Raw genomic sequence first — 18,909 nt, forward strand, 5'->3', positions numbered from 1 at the left:
CTGCTGCCCGGTGCGACGCGCCAGAGGGCCGCTGTGGTCACGCAGGGATTATGCGGGATGGACATGCAGCTTAACGCGCCGTCAACCCCGTCGCGCTACATGCTGGGAGGTGCGCACCCGGAACCCCATTACGCAATGATCGACACCTTATCCTTGCTGGTCAGCCATGGCGTGATCCTGCTGACGGCCTGGCGCCTGCTGTCGCGCCCCGACCTTGATCGCGATCCAGAGCCAGAGGGTGAGACGGGCGATGCGTGACCTGTTCTTCCTCGCCTTTCTGGGCGTCTTCTTCCTGATGGGGTTCAGGCGGCCGTTCCTGCTGGTCGCGGTCTATGCCTATATCGACATCGTCTCGCCCCAGCGCCTGTCCTATTTCCTGCTCAATTCGATCCCGATCTCCTTCATCGCCTTTGGCGCGATGGTGGGCGCCTGGCTGGTGATGGACGACAAGAAGGATTGCCGATTCTCGGCGCGGCAGGGGCTGATGCTCGTGCTGCTTGCCTGGTGCGGCTATACCACGATGACCGCCGATTTCCCGGTCGAGGCGCTGACCAAATGGAATTGGGTGTGGAAGGCGATCATCGCAGGCGTGTTCCTGCCGCTGGTGTTGCGCACGCGCTTGCGAATCGAGGCGATGACCGTTTTCATGATCCTGTGCGCCAGCACGATCATCATCAATGGCGGCCTCAAGACCGCCTTGTCGGGTGGCGGCTATGGCGTGCTCAACCTGATGGTCGACAATAATAGCGGGCTATATGAAGGCTCCATCATCAGCTGCGTCGCCATCTCGCTGATCCCGCTGATCCTGTGGCTCGCCAAACATGGCACCATCTTTCCGCCCGATTGGAAGGTGAAGGGTTTTTGCTATTGCCTGTGCCTCGCCTGCCTGTTGATGCCGATCGGCACAGAGGCCCGCACGGGCCTTGTCTGCATCGTCATCATGGCCGGGCTGATGCTGATGCGGTCGCCCCGGCGCTTCGTCTATGGGCCGCTGATGCTGCTGGCGGCATTGGTGTCGATCCCCTTCTTGCCCGCCAGCTTCACGCAGCGGATGCAGACGATCGAAAATCATCAGGGCGACGAAAGCGCCTCCACCCGCGTCGCGGTGTGGATGTGGACGCTCGACTATGTGAAGGACCACCCGGGCGGCGGCGGGTTCGACAATTATCTGCAGAACAGCTTTACCTATGTCGCGCGCAGCACAGTGACCGACAGCGGCGGCAGTCGCTTGGAAAGCCGGATCGTCACGGACAAGGGCCGCGCCTATCATAGCGCCTATTTCGAGCTGCTGGGTGAGCAGGGCTATTTCGGCTTTGCGGTCTGGGCGCTCATTCACCTTATCTGCTTCATTCGCACCGAATCGATCCGCCGCTTCTACCGCAAGCGCGACGGACCGCAGGAAGCGTGGATTTCGCCCTTCGCGCTGGCGCTGCAACAGGGGCATATCGTCTATATGATCGGATCGCTGTTCGTGGGTATCGCTTATCAGCCATTCATCTTCATGATGCTGGCGCTGCAGATTGGTCTCGACACCTATCTGACCCGCAAGCGCAAGACGGCGGCACGGCAGGATCTGGCCGCAGCGCTCGTCGCGCGGCAGGGCGTTCCGGCATGAGCGGAGAATTGCGGGCGCTGGGGTTAGCGCATGGATTGTTGCTGGGGCTGCTGCTGGCCTCGCCGATGATGGCACCGGCGCTTTTTTCGGCGGGTGTCGGCGCGCTGTTCGTGATGGGCGGCTTCCAACTGCGCCTTGCCGATCGACGCTGGGAGAGGCGCGATGGCGTGGGCGATTGGGTCAGCCATATCCGCATGGCCCCGCGACGGCTGTTCCCCTGGGGCGGAACGGCCACCGTAGCCGTCATCGCGGGGCGACCAACGGAGGCGCTGGCGATCCTGATGGCGGTGCTGGCGTGCGAGATGCTGCTCTATCCGCTGCTCGCGCCAGCCATGGGACGGCTGACGCGCGGCGGGATCGTGCTGATGCTTTTGTTGATGCTGCCGCTATGGGGGGCCGATGTCGCGGCGCTGCGCTACACCAGCGCCTATTTGGTCGGGATGGGCGGATGCGTGTTCTGGCTGCGCGGACCGGATGGCGATGGCCGGGCGCTGGGATGGGCCATCGCCGGATCGTGCGCCTCCGCTATGATCGCCGTCTTAGCGCCGGAGACCCGCGCCCACATGCTGGCGGGTGGCACATTATGCGCCACGCTGGCGCTCGCGCATCTATCGGTATTGCGCCGCCGCCCAGTGCCATGGCATCCGGGCGGCGGCACATCGTTCAGGCGGCTACGCTGGCCCCTTCGGTCACGGCCTTCGTAAAGGCTTCGACAAAGGCAGGGATGTCGTCGGGGTTACGGCTGGTGATGATATTGCCGTCGATCGCGACGGCCCGATCGACAACCGTTCCACCGGCGTTGGTGAGGTCGGTACGCACCGAAGGCCAGGACGTGACGGTGCGGCCGTTCACTACGCCCGCCTCGATCAGCAGCCAGGGACCATGGCAGATGGCGGCGACGGGCTTGCCTGCATCAGCGAAGGCACGGATGAGCGCGATCGCCTTTTCATTCACGCGCAGCGTATCGGGATTGGCGACGCCGCCGGGCAGGATCAGCCCGTCATAATCGTCCATCGAAACGGCATCGAGTGTGATGTCGGGGGTGATGGTATCGCCCTTTTCATCATGCTTCATGCCCTGGATCGGGTCGCTCTCAGGTGAGGCCAAGGTCACCTTGGCACCGGCTTTCATTAACATGTCGCGCGGATCGAACAGTTCGGATTGTTCGAACCCATCCGTGGCGATGATGAGAATATGGCTGTTTTCGATGGCGGACATAAGCGTCTCCTGCATGGGGGGAATGGCCGTTTAACGGCCCGGAGCCCCCATGGTTGCGGAACGAAGCGACGAAAGGCGGGTTTGGGGAGACGAGAAGGACATTATGCCCCAAACCGCCATAATTCATGCCAATGACAGCGTGCCCGGCATCACGCGCCGCGCGTTGAAACGGGGTTGGGCCTATCGCGACGCCGATGGTGCGCGGATCACCGACCGGGACGAGATCGACCGGCTGAACGCCATCGCCCTGCCGCCCGCCTATCGCGACTGCTGGTTCTGCCCCTCGCCTTATGGGCATATCCAAGCGACCGGCTATGACGACAAGGGGCGCAAGCAATATCGCTATCATGCCGACTTTCGCGCCGCGCGCGAGGCGGAGAAATATGCTGGATGCCCCAATTTCGGTCGCACCCTGCCCAAGTTGCGCGCCCGGCTGGAGGCGGACCTGTCCAAGCGGGGGCTGCGCAAGGATCGCACCATTGCGGCGGTCATACGCTTGCTCGACCTCGCCAAATTGCGCGTCGGCAATGAACATTATGCCACGACCAACAGGAGCTTCGGCGCGACGACGCTGCGTCGCCGTCACCTCGACCTCAACGGTCGGTCGTTGACACTGCGCTATCGCGCCAAGTCGGGCAAGGAACAACAATTGACCGTGACCGACAGTCGCCTGCTGCGCTTCGTGCGGCAGGTACAGGATCTGCCGGGCCAGCATCTGTTTCAATATCTGGACGAGGAGGGCGAAGCCCGGCCGATCACGTCAAGCGACGTCAATGCCTATATCGCCGATGCCATGGGCGGGCCGTTCACCGCCAAGCATTTCCGCACCTGGGGCGCGTCCACGATCGCCTTTGAAACATTGGCGGCCGGGCATGTTTCTTTGAAGGAGATGATCGACCCGGTGGCGGTGGCTTTGGGCAACACGCCGGCGATCAGCCGCAAATCCTATGTTCATCCCGCACTTATTGCCCTATGCAAGGAGGGGCAGGATGAATGGCGCGACGAGCTTCGCTTGCCGCGTCGAACACGATATCTGTCGCGAGAGGAACGCGGATTGATCGCCTTTCTCGATACTTTGGTGGACTGCGCCCCGCTTGCAGCGGCGGCCTGATCCGCACTCAACAGACTACAGGATAGCATGGCCAATACGAAAACCCCCGCCGACCCCGTCATCACGGTGCGGCCGCCCGATCTCGGCGCGATGTGGCGCTCGACCAGCGACTGGCTTGCCGTCCATTATGTCCAGATATTGATCGCCATCGGTGTCGGCGTCCTGATCTACCTCGCGCTGACGGCGCTGCGCGGGGTTGGCAAGCGGCACAAGGGGACGCGCGGCGATCCGCTAGGCTATGCCAATGTGCTGGGGCGGGCCGCCGCGCGCACGACGCATTTCTTCATGGTCATGGTCGCGGCGCGGCTGGTGGCGGGCTATGCCGATGCACCGGCTCCGCTCTACAAAACGATCGCCTTTCTCTTCACCATCGCGGCGGTGTGGCAAGCGGCCTTGTGGGCGCGCGAGATCATCCTGGGGTTGGTGGAGCGCAAGACGCTGGCGCAGGATGGCGGCGGCGAGACGCTCGCGAACGCGATGGGGCTTATCCGCCTGTTGGTCAGCGTCGTCCTCTTTGCCGTCGCGACGATCGTCGTACTGGATAATCTGGGCGTCAACGTCACTGGACTTGTCGCGGGTCTTGGTATTGGCGGCATCGCCATCGGCCTTGCGGCGCAGGGCATATTTTCCGATCTGTTCGCCGCCCTGTCGATCATCTTCGACAAGCCGTTCCGCCGGGGCGAGACGATCAATTATGACATGACGACCGCCACGGTCGAAAAAATCGGTCTGAAATCCACCCGCCTGCGCGCCATTACCGGCGAGAAGAAGGTGATCTCCAACGCCAATCTGCTGCAGAAGGAGATAACCAGCTATTTCACGCTCGACCATCGCCGGATCAAATTCGCGATCGGTGTCATCTACCAGACGCCGCCCGACGTCGCCGAACAGATTCCCGAAATATTGAAAACGATCGTCACGGATCTCGGCGCGAATTTCGTTCGGTCCGGTTTCATCAGCTTTGGTGCGTCGAGCCTGGATTTCGAAGTCGAGTTCGACGTCTATCTGCCCGATTGGGATGCTATCTACGTCATCCGGCATAAGGTCGGCCTGGCCATCCTGCGCCAGTTCAACGAACGCGGAATCGAATTCGCCTATCCAACCCAGACCAGCTTTACCGCGGCACCGGACGGGCGGATGGTTCTACCCTATCCCGATGTTCAGGCGGTGCGCCAGGTCGAGAAGGAATGAGGCTGTCGCTGAACGGATCAGCCCATGCCCCAGAGCGGGCCGGGTTGCAGTTGCCCGTCGCACAGCGCCAGCCCACCGTCGCGATCCTCCGCCAGTAATAGCGCGCCGTCCAGGTCGATCCAGTCCGCGCCCTGCGCCAACAGAGCGGCAGGTGCAATGCCAAGCGACGTGCCGAGCATGCAGCCGACCATGAGCCGGAATCCGCGCTCTTTCGCTTCGCGCGCCAAAGCCAAGGCTTCGGTCAGCCCGCCTGCCTTGTCGAGCTTGATATTGACCGCGTCGAAATCGCCTAGCCGGTCGAGATCGGCGCGCGTGTGGCAGCTTTCGTCGGCGCAGAGCGGCAGCGGCGCATGAACGCCCGCGAGGCGCGCCTCCTGCCCATGGATTACCGGTTGTTCGACCATCTCCACGCCCAAGGCCGCGAGTGCTGCTGCTTCTGCAGCGATGTCGCGATCATGCCAGCTTTCATTGGCATCGACGATCAGCCGCGCCGTGGGTGCGCCGCGCCGCACGGCGGCGATGCGGTCCTGGTCGCCCTCCCCCGTCAACTTGCATTTGAGCAACGCAAAGCCCCGCGCCGCCGCGACCCGCGCATCCTCCTCCATCCGATCGGGATCGCCCAAGCTGATCGTGAAAGCGGTCGCCAGCGGTGCGGGTGGTGCCAGACCGGCCAACTGCCACACCGACGCGCCCGCCTGCTTGGCCTCCAAATCCCATAAGGCGCAATCGAGCGCGTTGCGCGCCGCGCCGCGCGGCATGGCGGTCAGCAAGGCTTGGCGGTCCAATGGTCCGGTATAGGCGTGCAGGGCGGCGACGCAGCTTTCCGCGCTTTCGCCCTCATAATAGATGGCCGTGCCCTCGCCTTGCCCGACATGGGTGCCATCGCCCACGGTGCAGACGACGACATCGACATGCGTCTTGGCCCCCCGGCTGATGACGAAGGCACCTGCCACCGGCCAGCGTTCGACGGTCGCAGAGACTATACGGATCATCGCGCTTTCCTGCGTCATCGGTTGACCATGGTCGAGACCGTCATATGAGCGAAACATAAAGTCCGGCATAGTCCCATGATGCAACAAGGAGCCTATTTTCCGTGACATCCCGCGACCTGACCGGCTTTTTGCCCCTCAATGAAGCCCATGCCGCGCAAAGCGAGTGGCCGCGCCGCCTGTCGGACATGGCGTGGCGCATCGGTTTCGGTGCGATCGGCTGGCCGTGGTTGCTCGCCAGCTTGTCGGGCGGACGCCCCGCGGACAAGCGCGCGTTGCTCGATGAACTCGGCCTGCCGCATGACGCGCTCCCACATCTGGGCAGTTGGAAGGCCGATGTCGGTTTTCTGCGCCATATCGTGCGGGAAATTGCACGGCTACGTCCCGCCCATGTGGTGGAGTTGGGCGCAGGCGCTTCCTCGCTGATCGCGGCGCGAGCCTTGCAATTGCACGGCGGCGGGCGGTTGCACAGCTTCGACCAGCATGGCGGCTTTGTCGAGGCGACCCGGCAATGGCTGGGCGACCATGCGATCGACGCCGACATCCGCCATGCGCCGCTGACCCATGACAGCGCCGATTGGCCCGGGCGTTGGTATGCGCTGGAGGGTGTGCCGGAGCGCATCGATCTGATCATCATCGACGGCCCGCCCTGGAGCGTTCATCCGCTGGTACGGGGCGCGGCGGACAGCCTGTTTGCGCGATTGTCGCCCAATGGCGTGGTGCTGCTGGACGATGCCGCGCGGCCGGGCGAACGTATCGTTGCGCGGCGCTGGCGCGAGCGTTGGCCGCATATCGACTTTCGCCTGATGCGCGACGGGACCAAGGGCACGCTGGTCGGCCGTCGCCGCGATCTGACCGCGCCGGTCGCCAACGACAATGAGGATGGGCGCACATGGCGGCATATGCGCCGCGCGGCAGCGGTTGCCGCACTACTGGGCATCGGCTGGATCGCGCGGGGCGAATTGGGCGAATTTCCCCAGAGCGCGCAGGCGAGCAGCTTTCTGGACGAAGCGGCCGCCTCGCGCCGCGCCGGACTGCTGCGGCAGGGCATGGCCTCGCAGATCGAAAGCGCGACGTTCGACGCGCAGGAAATCCAGCGGTCGACCGGCATCATCCTGCCTGCATTGCCGGGCGATTGGCGGGTGACCGACGTTCAACTATTTCCAACGACCGACAGCCCCGCCATCGCGATGACCATCGTGACGCCGGAACAGGAGACGCTGTCCCTGTTCGCCGATAAGGCCGAAACCCCCGCCGAGGCCACGCCGCTGGTCGCCCGACGCGCGGGCGATGTGGTGGCCTATTGGGAAGTCGGCACCATGGCCTATGCCTTGACCGGCGAGGGTGACACGCGCCGCATCCTGCACCTCGCTGGCACCATCGCCCCCATGGGCAGGACGCCCCATTGAGGCTTTAGGGGCGGCCTGCTAAGCGCCGCGCATGGAGGATAGCCCGCAACCCACCGTCCGCGCCAATGCGCGACCCGCCCTTGGCAGCCTGGCGATGTTGTGGCGGTTCGCCCGGCGCTATCCGGCGCGCATTGCCGGGGCATTGGCTGCGTTGATCGTCTCGTCGGCGGCGACGCTCGGTATCCCCAGCGGCTTTCGTCTGGTGATCGACAAGGGGTTCATGGGCGGCGGCGACATCAGCCGCTGGTTCGAATATCTGCTGCTGATCGTCATCATCCTGGCGTTGGCGAGCGCGCTGCGCTTTTACTTCGTGTCCTGGCTTGGCGAACGAGTCGTCGCCGATATTCGCAGCGCCACCCAGGCCAATTTGTTGCGGCAGGCACCGCGCTTCTTTGAAGAAAACCGCCCGTCCGAAATCGCGTCGCGCATGACCGCCGACACGGCTATCGTCGAGCAGGTGGTCGGATCGACCGTGTCCGTGGCGCTCCGCAATCTGGTGACTGGGCTTGGCGGGCTGATCTATCTCTTCGCGCTGGCACCCAAGCTGGCGGCGCTGTTGTTGCTGGGCATTCCCGTCATCCTGCTGGTGCTGATCAGCCTGGGCCGCAAGGTGCGCGGCCTGTCGCGCGCCAGTCAAGATCGGCTGGCCGATGTCGGCAGCGTCACCAGCGAAGTGTTGGGCGCGATGAAGATCGTGCAGGCCTTTGGCCAGGAGGCCCGCGAGGCGATGCGGTTCAATGCAACCGTCGAGGCGGGTTTTGCGACCGCGCGCCGCCGCATCGGGCTGCGCGCGATCATGACCGCAGTAGTGATCGCTTTGGTGTTCGGATCAATCACTGCCGTCATGTGGCAGGGCGCGCTGGATGTTGCCGCGGGGCGATTGTCGGGCGGCAGCATCGCCGCGTTCGTGCTGACCGGCGGACTGGTCGCAGGGGCGTTCGGTTCGCTGTCCGAAAGCTGGGGCGACCTGTTGCGCGGCGCGGGGGCGGCCAGCCGCCTGCACGAATTGATGAGCGCGACGCCTGACATCCTGCCGCCTGCCGTGCCTGTACCGATCCCGGTCACCACCCATGGCGCGCGGCTGACCTTTGCCGATGTCTATTTTCATTATCCCACCCGCCCCGATCAAGCCGCGCTGAACGGCGTGTCGCTGGACATCGCGCCGGGCGAGACAGTCGCGGTCGTCGGGCCGTCGGGCGCAGGCAAGACGACCTTGATCCAGTTGGCGCAGCGCTTCTACGATCCCGACCAAGGCGTCGTGCGTCTGAACGGCGTGGCCCTGCCCGATGCCGATCCAGCCGCTGCGCGCGCTATGATGGCGATGGTGCCGCAGGATAGCGTGATCTTCGCAGCCTCAGCACGCGACAATCTGCGCTATGGTTGCTGGGATGCCAGCGATGACGAGATTTGGGAAGCGGCCCGCGCCGCCAACGCCGAAAGTTTCCTGCGCGCGCTGCCGCAGGGTCTCGACACATTCATGGGCGAAGGCGGGGCGCGTCTGTCGGGCGGCCAGCGCCAGCGGCTCTCGATCGCGCGCGCCCTGCTGCGTGATGCGCCGATCCTGCTGCTGGACGAGGCAACATCAGCGCTGGATGCGGAGTCCGAACGATTGGTGCAGGATGCGTTGGGGCGGCTGATCCAGGGACGGACCACCATCGTCATCGCGCATCGGCTGGCGACCGTGCGCGCGGCCGATCGGATCATCGTGATGGATGAGGGCCGGATCGTCGAACAGGGCGACCATGCGTCGCTGGTCGCCCAAGGCGGGCTCTATGCCCGGCTCGCCAGCTTGCAATTTCAGGATATGCCCGCCGCCTGACCCGTACCGTTGCGCCGTCCTTCAGGCGCGATTGGCGGCCTCGTGCAGTTTCACGACATGGTCGAGGATCGCCGGATGGAGCGGGTTTTCAAAGGCGCAACCCGCCTCATGCCCGCGCGTCCAGAGGACTCGCGCACGACGCCCCTCGAAGCCAGGCAACATGATCCATAAATCGCCACCAGGCAGCAGCTTCATGAAACTTTGCAACCGAAAGCCCGACACCGAGAGATCGGCGATCGCGCTCTTGACCCAGGTTTCGCCGGGCCGCCGAATCTTGACGCTGATCCGCACATGACGGCGTTCGGCAGCGCGCGCCTTATGGCTGGCTTGATGATGTCGATCGGCGCCCATGGCTTGCACTTCATTCCATTCACCGTTCAGTGTCGGGGATTGAGGTAAGGAAATGGTTAAACCCGCACATATCCGGTCAGTTTTGCGGTCCTGGAGATAGGTCAAAACCAAAAAAAAAGGGCCGCCCGAAGGCGACCCCTGATGGTCCGGCATGATCATGAGGTCCGTCTGCTATCCACTGCCCGCCAAACTGGGAAGTCCTGACGCGGGCAGAGAGAGGCAGATCAGGCCTTAAAAATTGCCATATTGTTCGTTGCCGACGAAACCCAATTTGGTGACGCCTGCCCGCTTGATCTCGGCGAGCACTTCATCAACGGTCACATAGCGGGTCTGCGCGTTCGGCTGGAACTGAAGTTCCGGCTCGACGGGCAGGCGCAACGACTGTTGCAGATACTGGCGCAGCGTCAGCAGATCGATCGCCGAACCGTTCCAGGTGATGATCCCGGCTGCGTCGATCGCAACCTTGTTCTTCACTGGATCGACCATGGGGGCGTCGTTCGTCGAGGACTGCGGCAGATCGATCTTCACCGCGTGGGTTTGGATCGGGATGGTGATGATGAACATGATGAGGAGCACGAGCATGACGTCGATCAACGGCGTCGTGTTCATTTCCATCATCGGTTCGCCATCGTCGCTACCGGCGCTCATTGCCATGGGGCGTACTCCTAGAAATTCACAATAATCAGCACGTATCGGATGTTACATACGGGTAGTTTTCATACCTGGTTCCGGCTCGGAAATGAAGCCGACCTTCGGAAAACCTGCGCGCTGCATCGTGTAGATCGTGCCGCCGATGCACCGATAGGGGGTATTGATGTCACCGCGGATATGCACTTCGGGCAGATCCTCCGGCGTCATATTCTCGATGCCGCCAACCTTCTTGATGTCCGCTTCCAGCTTGGCAACGGCGCGGTTGAGCAGGTCTTCGGAATTGACCTTGGTCATGTTCCAGTAAACCGCACAGCTACCGTCTTCTGCTGGCATGATGGACAGCGAGACGTTCTCCGGCTTGGTCGTCGTCGGTTCGAATTCGACCTTGGGAAGCTCTAGATCGACCGTCTGAAGCACGACAGGGACGGCGATCAGGAAGATGATGAGAAGCACCAGCATGACGTCGACGAGCGGCGTCGTGTTGATATCTGTGATCGGCTTTTCTTCGCCGGAGCCACCAACGCTCATTGCCATTGATCAGTATCCTAACATGTCTGTCATTTTAGACCGCACGCCAGGAGCGGCGATCTTGGGAGCCGAAGATGCGCGATGCATTCCGGCTCCCATATTTGATCAGGCCTTGGTGGCGGCTGCAGGAACCGGCTTGCCCACCTGGGCAGGAGCAGGCGTGCCGACAACCGGCTTCACTGCACCGTTCGAAACCATGTAGCCCAGCAGGTCGGTCGAGAAGGACGAGAGGTCCTCGGCGATCGCCTTATTACGGCGCTGCAGGAAGTTGTAGGCAAGCACGGCGGGAACCGCGACGACCAGACCCAGAGCGGTCATGATCAGCGCTTCACCGACCGGACCGGCAACGGCGTCGATCGATGCCTGACCCGAAGCACCGATCTTGATCAGCGCGCGGTAGATACCGATAACCGTACCGAACAGACCGACGAACGGCGAGGTCGAACCAACGGTCGCGAGGAAAGCGAGACCGCCGCCCAGCTTCCAGTTGATGGCATTTTCCGAACGGGCCAGCGAACCGTGCAGCCAGTCATGCGCTTCGACCGGATCGGTCAGCTTGCTGTGCTGTTCCTGAGCGGCGATGCCGTCATCGACCAACTGCTTGTAGGCGCTGTTCTTTTCCAGCTTGGCGACGCCTTCCTTCAGGCTGTTCGAACGCCAGAAGGTCGTGCGGACCTTCTTATACTGGTTGATGACCTTCTGCTGTTCGATCAGCTTGGTGAACAGCACATAGAAGGTGCCGACCGACATGCCGACCAGGATGATGAACACGGTCCAGGCAATGATGCCGCCCTGTTCCAGAGCTTCCATGAGGCCGTAGGGGTTGGCGGCTTCCGCGGCAGGTGCGGCAGCGGCCGCGATGATGGAGTTCAACATGATCAAGACTTCCCTCTCAATGAGATCAAGCGAAGGAAAGGCGGCGCGGTGCGCCCGCCCTTCCGTTCTGAATTATTCCGGCAAACGCCAAGTAATACGACCGTTGTACGTGTCGGACATATCCCTGCCATCGGAACCCTTGGCCGGCTTGAAGCGTGCGCGACGCGGCAGCAGGCGGCAGGTCGCTTCATCCAGATCGGAATGACCGGTCGATGAAGTGATGGTGCAGTTGGTCACGCGACCATCCGGGCCAATTTCCAGACGGAAACCAGCCGTACCCGAACGTTCTTCGCGCTGTGCGCGGCTCGGATAGTCGGCATCGCTGAGCCAGCTGCCTGGCGACCCACGCGGCGAAGCGCGCGTTGCAGCCTGAGGCGGCGGCGGCGGTGCAGCCGGTGGTGGGGGCGGTGCTGCGACCGGGACGGGGTTGAACACCGGAGGCGGTGTCCGAACCGTCTGAATCGGCGGCGCCGGGGTCGGAGTCTGCACGATCGGCGGCGGAGCCACTACCGGCGGCGGCTCGATCGGCTGATCTGGCGGCGGCGGTGGCGGCTCTTCGTCCGGTGGTGGCGGTTCCTCTTTCACGTCGATCACGTTCAGCTGTTCTGCCGCTTGTTTGACATATTTCATGCCAAGGCCGGAGACGAAGGCATAGCCAAGAACAGCGTGAATCAGGGCGACGATGATGATCGATATCGTGCGACTCGATCCTTCCGAGTGGTCAGCATAGGCCATTCAGCAACGACACTCCTTAACTCATCTTACCAATGGGTTCTACAAATCAGCCAAAAACGACCCCAACCGTCCGGGCTCCCCCCGGTCAGCTTTGGCCCCTGTCCTTCTATTTGCTACCGCGCAAACTCCTATCGCGGTGCATCGCGGCACGCAAACGCTTTATCGATATGTTCATTTGCGGTTACCACTTCATATAGGAATGACTTGCCTGTGACATCCTTGCCACTGGCCAATAACACAGGACGAAGCTGACCATGAAACCCGCCACCCTGATCCGCCGCCTCCTGCCGCCATGCCTCATTTTGGCCGCAAACATCCCCGTTTTTCCAGCTTTAGCGCTACAACAGCCGATGGTAGCGCAACCGGCCGGAACCGGTACGGGCCTGTCCTACGCAGACCTCGCCGACTTCGCCGATACCGCCCCGATGGTCGCGGTTGTGCGAATCCGCAACATCATCACTTTGAAGCCCGATCAGGCGCAAGGCGTCCCGCCGGGGCATAAACGGCTCTATATCGAGGCGGATGTGACGAGCTTGATTCGCGGCGAGGCGGGAATCAGCCCCCTTGTAACCTACCTGTACGACGCGCGATTGGACGCCCGCGGCAAGCTGCCCAAGCTCAAGAAGGCGTCGTTCATCCTGTTCGCCCGTCCCGCGACCCGCCCCGGCGAAGTGCAGTTGGTCGCCCCCGACGCGCAGATCGCAGCGACGCCAGTGATGGTGGACAGGGTCAAGTCCCTCCTGTCGTCTATGGTCGCGCGCGATGCGCCGCCGCGCATATTAGGCCTGGGCGATGCCTTCCATGTGGCGGGCACGGTGGCGGGCGAAGGCGAGACGCAGATTTTCCTGCGGACCGAAAATGGTGACCCGGTATCGCTGTCGGTGCTGCGTCGTCCGGGGCAGCCGCCGCGCTGGGCCGTCGCGCTCGGCGAAATCGTCGATGAAGCGGCGCGCGCGCCAGTGCCCGGTACGCTGCTCTGGTATCGACTTGCGTGCAGCCTGCCCCCTGTCCTCCCCGCCCGCGCGGTCCGCACCTTGGCCGTGGCTGACGCAGAGGCAGCGCGCGCCGACTATCGCCTGGTGATCGAAGCGCTGGGACCATGCGGACGGACCCGCATAGCGCCATGATCGAGGAGGGCAGCTTTTGCTTGGACCGCCGGGCGCGGGCGGCTATCAGCCCGGCTTTCATCATCTTCGCCAAGAAAGTGACGCCACCATGACCAATCTGCACCGCCATGCCCCGTTGCGCGTCGCGCTCGTCGGTCTCGGTACGGTGGGCGGCGGGGTCATTCGGCTGCTCAACACCAATGGCGACCTGATTGCCCGGCGTGCGGGGTGCCCGATCCAGATCGTCGCCATTTCCGCGCGCGACCGGAACAAGGATCGCGGCGTCGACCTGTCACCCTATGAATGGGTGGACGATATGAACAGCCTCGCCACCCGCGACGATGTCGATGTGGTGGTGGAATTGATCGGCGGATCGGACGGCCCGGCCCTCACCCTGGCGCGCCAGTGCCTGACTGCGGGCAAGCCGTTCGTCACCGCGAACAAGGCGATGCTGGCCCATCATGGACTGGACCTCGCCCGGCTTGCCGAAAAGGGCGGCATCGCCCTGAAATATGAAGCGGCGGTCGCGGGCGGCATCCCGGTCATCAAGGGGATGCGCGAAGGGGCTGCCGCCAACGAGATCAGCCGTGTTTACGGCATCCTCAACGGCACCTGCAATTACATCCTGACGACGATGGAGAAGGAAGGTCGGGGCTTCGACGAGGTTCTCAAGGAAGCACAAGAACTGGGCTATGCCGAGGCTGATCCCAGCTTCGACATTGATGGCGTAGATGCGGCGCACAAGCTGACCATACTTGCGAGCCTGGCGTTCGGTACGGAGTTGGATTTCGACGCGGTCGCCACCACCGGCATCCGCGACGTCATCGCCGCCGACATTGCCGAGGCCGCCGCGCTGGGCTTCCGCATCCGTCTGGTCGGCATGGCGCAGAATGGCGCGGACGGGCTGTTCCAGCGGGTGCATCCGATGCTGGTGCCGCTCGACCACCCGCTCGCGCATGTGGACGGGTCGCTGAACGCCGTCGTGGCCGAAGGGAATTTCGTCGGGCGCCTCTTCTTCCAGGGGCGTGGCGCGGGCGATGGGCCGACCGCGTCGGCGGTGGTGGCCGACCTGATCGACGTGGCGCGCGACGAATATGGCGATGCCTTCGCCATGCCGGTCGCCGCCCTGACGCCGCAGAACACCGCCGACGCCGGCGCGCGCATCGGCCGCACCTATCTGCGCTTCATGGTGCAGGATCGTCCCGGCGTGCTGGCGGAGATCGCCGCCGCCACGCGCGATGCGGGCGTGTCGATCGAAAGCATGATTCAGCGCGGCGCGCATCAGGAAGACGGCGTGCTGGTCGCCATCGTCACCCATGCGGGCGAGGAACGCTGCATCCGCGACACGCTCGAACGGCTCGCCGGGTCGGACAGTCTGCTCGGCACCCCGATGGTGATGCATATTCTCGACTGAGTGCCGCTCACCGTTGCCCCGTGCCCTTGAAGCGATCGGGCAGTGGGGGCGGTGGGGCAAGGTCGGCATCGGGGTCGACGATCGCCGTGATGCTCTTGCCGATCATGTCGGCCGCCTTCAAGACGGACAGGCCACCGACGCAACCCGCCCCCTGCCCGCCCGATACGCCACAACTGCCTTGCTTGACCGGCGCGGCCGAGGCGCGGGGCGTGTCACCACGCATCGGTGCGTTGCTGTCTGCCTCCTCTCGCGGGAGCGGGAGCCGCTCGCGCGCATTACGCTCTGCCTGGCTCTCCCCGCAGACGACGATGGCGTCCCCGCTACGGTCGCATCGCCGGATCACCTGCGTCTTGGTGCGATAGGCCGCCATCAGCGATTCGGTGTCGCGCGCCAGCGCCGTGCCTGGGTGGCTTGCGAGAAGGACGGTTGCAAAGAGGGTCAGGCGAACCATGCGCTCACAAGAGCAAGCGATCATGGCGGCATCATGGCCATGCTGCTCGACAAGGTTGGGGCGACCGCCTATCGCCTGCCCCCATAAGAAAAGGCAGAGGAATGACGATGGTACAGGCAAGTTCGCCCCTTGATCGGGTATTGGTGCTCGAAATGGTCCGCGTCACCGAAGCGGCCGCGATCGCCGCGTCGAAACTGATCGGCCGGGGCGATGAAAAGGCCGCCGATGCCGCCGCCGTCGAAGCCATGCGCCTGGCCTTCAATGACCTCTATATGGACGGCACCGTCGTCATCGGTGAGGGCGAACGCGACGAAGCGCCGATGCTCTATATCGGCGAGAAGGTCGGCAATGCGATCGGCACAGGTCCGCGAATCGACATCGCGCTCGATCCGCTGGAAGGCACCACCATCACTGCCAAGGCCGGACCCAATGCGCTGGCTGTCCTCGCCATTTCCGAGGAAGGTGGACTGCTCAATGCGCCCGACGTCTATATGGACAAGCTGGCGGTCGGCCCCGGCTATCCCGATGGCGTCATCGACCTCAACCGGTCGGCCAAGGAGAATGTCGAAGCCGTGGCCGCCGCCAAGGGTGTGGAGCCGAGCGACATCATCGTGTGCGTCCTTGATCGGCCGCGCCACGAGCGACTGATTGCGGAGTTGCGCGCCATTGGGTGCGGCATCATGCTGATCCCCGATGGCGACGTGGCAGGCGTGATCGCCACCACCGACCCGGAAACGACGATCGACCTCTATATGGGGTCAGGTGGCGCACCTGAAGGCGTGCTGGCCTGCGCGGCGCTGCGCTGCGTCGGGGGTCAGTTCAAGGGTCGGCTGCTGTTCCGCAACGAGGATGAGAAGCAGCGCGCGCGCAAATGGGGCATCACCGACCTCGACAAGATTTATGACCTGAAGGAATTGGCCAAGGGCGATTGCATCTTCGCCGCCACCGGCGTCACCGACGGATCACTGCTCGACGGGGTGAAGCGCCTGCCCGGCGGCAAGCTGACCACCGAAAGCGTCGTGATGCGCGCCAGCACCGGAACGGTGCGATGGGTGAAGGGCGAGCATCGCAACAGCCATAAGCCGCTCTGACGAGCGACGATGGCCGAGCCTAGCGCCCGGCGCGGTGATTGAGGTCGTGACCGAGCGCGAGGATGGCAACGCCAATCAGCGTATAGATGCTTTCCTGCCAGCCATGATCCATCGTCATCGCGCCCGCCATGACGCCAAGGCCGAGCGAACCGATCGCGGCGGGCATCATGAACCGGTGGACCATCGCGCCATGGCCGAGCGCGATCGCGCCCAACAGGATCGCCAGCACCAGGCCGACCTCATGGAACAGCGGGCTTTCGAAAATGCCCCCGGCGCTGGCCAATACGCCCAGCACGACGGCGGTAACGAAGCAATGCGCGACGCAGAGCCCCGATAGCGCCATCGCAATGCGATCGACGCGACCGGTCAACAGGGATTGGCGAAGGGTCGAGGACATGGACACCACATAGGCCAAGCCAGCGTAGGTTACAACATTACATCGACATTTTTTGTGAAAGCTCGCCGGGCGGTTCAGGCGGCGAGGCGCAGGCAGTTCCGGCCGCTATGTTTTGCGCGGTAGAGTGCCTTATCCGCCGCTTCGAGCATCGCCGATCGCGTGGACGTGTCATCCAGTTCGACCAGGCCCGCGCTAAAGGTGATGCCGATATGTTTGCCACAGGACACCGGGATCGGATCGAGCAATAGCGCGCGCAGACGTTCGCAGAGCAGACTTGCCCGATCGATGTCGCTGTCCGGCAGCAATATCGCGAACTCCTCGCCGCCCAACCGGCCTATACTGTCCTGGGCAGAAAGCCCCGGCGTCAACCGATCGACAAAGGCGGTCAGCACTTCATCGCCGACACCATGACCATGAACGTCGTTGACCGCCTTGAAATGGTCGATGTCGATCAGCAGCAGGCTGGACCGGACGCCATGCCGGGTCCGCAATATCTCGGCTTCCAGCTTTTCGAGGAAGGCGCGGCGACTATCCGCCCCCGTCAGCGAATCGCGGGCTGCGACTTGTTGCAGCGCGCGCTGCCGCGCCTTGTGGCGGGACATGTCGCGGATCGTGCTGATGACGCCGCTGGGCTGCCCCCGTTCGTCGACCACCGCGCGTGTGACCATTTCGCACCATTCCATGGCACCGATCGACAGGAGCGGCCGGAACTCGACCGTGTGGATCGACCCAGGGCGCATCAGGGCGCGACGATGGGCGGCGATCACCTGTGGCCGATCCTGCGGATCGACCAGATCGGCGGCGGATTGGCCGATCAGCAATTCCGGGGCGCAACCGACCTGTTCGAAGGCCGAGGGCGAAGCATAGTCGATTATGCCGGTGACGCCGATGTTCAGCACCACGTCGCCGCTATGTTCGGCGATCGCCCGGTAACGTGCTTCGCTTTCCCGCAACAGTTGGAACAAGCGCCGGCGTCCGTTCAATTCGGCGGCGACCGGCATCGACAGCAGGAAACTGAGCGCCAGATAGAATTGGAACGCCTGGATGCGCGCGCCCATATCGGCGGACACGATCGTCAACGGCCCCCCGCCCGACAGCGTGGCCGTGCCACCGACCAGCGCCAGGATCACGATCGAGGCCGCGGCACCCATATGTCCGACGCGAAAGGCGATCAGGACGAGCGGCAGGAGCGGCGCGAACAGCATCGGATACCGCGCCCAGTAAAAGATATGGACGATGATCAGGGTGAACAGCGCCAAGATGAGGACGGCCTCGATCTTTTCCGCCCTCGACTTGTCCCGCCGCCAGCGGCGCAACTCGCCTTGCATCAGCATCACCAATATCGGCGCGCAGATCAGCCCGCCCAGCGCATGGCCGGTATACCATTGGACCCACGACGCGCCGAACGACACCGGCGTCAACAACGACGCGACCGCCGCCGCCGGGATGCCCGTGATGACGTCGGCCACTGCGCACAAAGCCAGGATGAAGATCATCAACGGCCGGGTGGCGCCGATCGTCGGCCGATCCGACAGGAAATGACGGCAGATCAACGCCACGATCAACGCTTCGGCCATGTTGATGACCGCCATTGGGATCGCCGCCAGCGGCCCCATGCCGAACAGGCTGGTAGAAAGGGCGCTCGCTATGGCGCAGGTCAGAATGATGGGGGGCCAGCGCCGGACCCGCGTGGTCAGCAGCTTGGCCATCACATAGGCGTTCGCACCCCAGATGAACGCCAGACCGCCCTCGAAGCGCGACAATAGCAAAGCAAAAGTCGCCGCGACAAAGTAAAGGCTGCCGGTCAGAACCAGCGAAAGCAAGGCGCGGGATAGTCGAGAAGTGGAACGTTGCATGTTCCAACCTGGGATAGAGCGATATCGTTAAAATTTGCTCACGGCTCCTTTTGTCCAACAAAAGTCAAAGAAAACCCCCGGCGCGCAAACACCGGGGGAAG

The 18,909-nt window shown here is 63.5% G+C and carries 20 protein-coding genes; 10 read left to right on the forward strand and 10 right to left on the reverse strand.

Translation table 11 applies throughout. The features are described from left to right. The first annotated feature begins 57 nt into the window (after positions 1–57). The 3 genes from SxD43FB_RS24600 to SxD43FB_RS02480 are packed head-to-tail and all read left to right on the forward strand — an operon-like array spanning position 58 to position 2,319. Positions 58–258: a hypothetical protein gene (locus tag SxD43FB_RS24600; protein ID WP_141249445.1), complete on the forward strand. Its 201-nt coding sequence runs from the start codon at positions 58–60 to the stop codon at positions 256–258. Then, the gene (locus SxD43FB_RS02475) at positions 251–1,615 is read left to right on the forward strand and encodes a putative O-glycosylation ligase, exosortase A system-associated (protein ID WP_096060846.1); all 1,365 of its coding nucleotides are present in this window, start codon (positions 251–253) and stop codon (positions 1,613–1,615) included. Before SxD43FB_RS24600 ends, SxD43FB_RS02475 begins: the two co-directional genes overlap by 8 nt. After that, a complete protein-coding gene (locus tag SxD43FB_RS02480; protein ID WP_096060847.1) occupies positions 1,612–2,319 on the forward strand; it encodes a hypothetical protein in 708 nt (235 codons plus the stop codon). The genes SxD43FB_RS02475 and SxD43FB_RS02480 overlap by 4 nt, the downstream gene beginning before the upstream one ends. On the opposite strand, the gene SxD43FB_RS02485 is transcribed toward SxD43FB_RS02480, so the two are convergent. Continuing rightward, a complete protein-coding gene (locus SxD43FB_RS02485; RefSeq protein ID WP_096060991.1) occupies positions 2,279–2,833 on the reverse strand; it encodes a type 1 glutamine amidotransferase domain-containing protein in 555 nt (184 codons plus the stop codon). The genes SxD43FB_RS02480 and SxD43FB_RS02485 overlap by 41 nt on opposite strands. Positions 2,834–2,936: 103 nt before the next feature. On the opposite strand from SxD43FB_RS02485, the gene SxD43FB_RS02490 reads away from it, so the two are divergent. Both SxD43FB_RS02490 and SxD43FB_RS02495 read left to right on the forward strand, forming a co-directional pair. Then, positions 2,937–3,944 (forward strand): DNA topoisomerase IB, encoded by a 1,008-nt coding sequence (locus SxD43FB_RS02490; RefSeq protein ID WP_096060992.1) that lies wholly within the window; start codon positions 2,937–2,939, stop codon positions 3,942–3,944. 27 nt (positions 3,945–3,971) lie between these two features. Next, positions 3,972–5,135: a mechanosensitive ion channel domain-containing protein gene (locus SxD43FB_RS02495; RefSeq protein WP_096060848.1), complete on the forward strand. Its 1,164-nt coding sequence runs from the start codon at positions 3,972–3,974 to the stop codon at positions 5,133–5,135. 17 nt (positions 5,136–5,152) lie between these two features. Here the strand turns inward: SxD43FB_RS02495 and dgcA are convergent, their stop codons facing one another. Further along, positions 5,153–6,127, reverse strand: a complete 975-nt coding sequence (gene dgcA / locus SxD43FB_RS02500; RefSeq protein ID WP_096060993.1) for an N-acetyl-D-Glu racemase DgcA — start codon at positions 6,125–6,127, stop codon at positions 5,153–5,155. A gap of 101 nt (positions 6,128–6,228) precedes the next feature. Between dgcA and SxD43FB_RS02505 the strand changes: the two genes are divergently transcribed. Together SxD43FB_RS02505 and SxD43FB_RS02510 are read left to right on the forward strand one after the other, a co-directional pair. Further along, positions 6,229–7,533, forward strand: a complete 1,305-nt coding sequence (locus tag SxD43FB_RS02505; protein ID WP_096060849.1) for a class I SAM-dependent methyltransferase — start codon at positions 6,229–6,231, stop codon at positions 7,531–7,533. Between the two features lie 31 nt (positions 7,534–7,564). Continuing rightward, a complete protein-coding gene (locus SxD43FB_RS02510) occupies positions 7,565–9,352 on the forward strand; it encodes an ABC transporter transmembrane domain-containing protein (protein WP_096060850.1) in 1,788 nt (595 codons plus the stop codon). 21 nt (positions 9,353–9,373) lie between these two features. Here the strand turns inward: SxD43FB_RS02510 and SxD43FB_RS02515 are convergent, their stop codons facing one another. The 5 genes from SxD43FB_RS02515 to SxD43FB_RS02535 form a co-directional block, all read right to left on the reverse strand. Further along, positions 9,374–9,703: a PilZ domain-containing protein gene (locus tag SxD43FB_RS02515; RefSeq protein WP_096060994.1), complete on the reverse strand. Its 330-nt coding sequence runs from the start codon at positions 9,701–9,703 to the stop codon at positions 9,374–9,376. A gap of 231 nt (positions 9,704–9,934) precedes the next feature. Continuing rightward, the gene (locus SxD43FB_RS02520; protein WP_037473523.1) at positions 9,935–10,357 is read right to left on the reverse strand and encodes a biopolymer transporter ExbD; all 423 of its coding nucleotides are present in this window, start codon (positions 10,355–10,357) and stop codon (positions 9,935–9,937) included. A gap of 45 nt (positions 10,358–10,402) precedes the next feature. Then, on the reverse strand, positions 10,403–10,888 hold the full coding sequence (locus tag SxD43FB_RS02525) for a biopolymer transporter ExbD (protein WP_037473522.1): 486 nt from the start codon (positions 10,886–10,888) through the stop codon (positions 10,403–10,405). Positions 10,889–10,987: 99 nt separating this feature from the next. Next, a complete protein-coding gene (locus SxD43FB_RS02530) occupies positions 10,988–11,758 on the reverse strand; it encodes a MotA/TolQ/ExbB proton channel family protein (protein ID WP_037473520.1) in 771 nt (256 codons plus the stop codon). Positions 11,759–11,830: 72 nt separating this feature from the next. Next, positions 11,831–12,493, reverse strand: coding sequence for an energy transducer TonB (locus tag SxD43FB_RS02535; RefSeq protein WP_069065925.1), 663 nt, complete (start codon positions 12,491–12,493; stop codon positions 11,831–11,833). A 350-nt stretch (positions 12,494–12,843) separates the two neighbouring features. Here SxD43FB_RS02535 and SxD43FB_RS02540 point away from each other — a divergent pair, with 350 nt between their 5' ends. Both SxD43FB_RS02540 and SxD43FB_RS02545 read left to right on the forward strand, forming a co-directional pair. Beyond that, positions 12,844–13,620: a hypothetical protein gene (locus SxD43FB_RS02540; protein WP_096060851.1), complete on the forward strand. Its 777-nt coding sequence runs from the start codon at positions 12,844–12,846 to the stop codon at positions 13,618–13,620. An 88-nt stretch (positions 13,621–13,708) separates the two neighbouring features. Further along, positions 13,709–15,013, forward strand: a complete 1,305-nt coding sequence (locus tag SxD43FB_RS02545) for a homoserine dehydrogenase (protein ID WP_096060995.1) — start codon at positions 13,709–13,711, stop codon at positions 15,011–15,013. 7 nt (positions 15,014–15,020) lie between these two features. Here the strand turns inward: SxD43FB_RS02545 and SxD43FB_RS02550 are convergent, their stop codons facing one another. After that, complete coding sequence (locus SxD43FB_RS02550; RefSeq protein WP_096060852.1) at positions 15,021–15,464, reverse strand: hypothetical protein; 444 nt, start codon at positions 15,462–15,464, stop codon at positions 15,021–15,023. 107 nt (positions 15,465–15,571) lie between these two features. Here SxD43FB_RS02550 and glpX point away from each other — a divergent pair, with 107 nt between their 5' ends. Further along, a complete protein-coding gene (gene glpX, locus SxD43FB_RS02555) occupies positions 15,572–16,555 on the forward strand; it encodes a class II fructose-bisphosphatase (RefSeq protein WP_037478160.1) in 984 nt (327 codons plus the stop codon). Between the two features lie 19 nt (positions 16,556–16,574). Here glpX and SxD43FB_RS02560 read toward each other — a convergent pair whose 3' ends face one another. Further along, positions 16,575–16,952 (reverse strand): MerC domain-containing protein, encoded by a 378-nt coding sequence (locus SxD43FB_RS02560; RefSeq protein ID WP_037478159.1) that lies wholly within the window; start codon positions 16,950–16,952, stop codon positions 16,575–16,577. A gap of 74 nt (positions 16,953–17,026) precedes the next feature. Next, complete coding sequence (locus SxD43FB_RS02565; RefSeq protein WP_096060853.1) at positions 17,027–18,808, reverse strand: sensor domain-containing diguanylate cyclase; 1,782 nt, start codon at positions 18,806–18,808, stop codon at positions 17,027–17,029. Positions 18,809–18,909: the final 101 nt, after the last annotated feature.

It is taken from the genome of Sphingobium sp. D43FB, assembly GCF_002312805.1.
Lineage (GTDB): Bacteria > Pseudomonadota > Alphaproteobacteria > Sphingomonadales > Sphingomonadaceae > Sphingobium.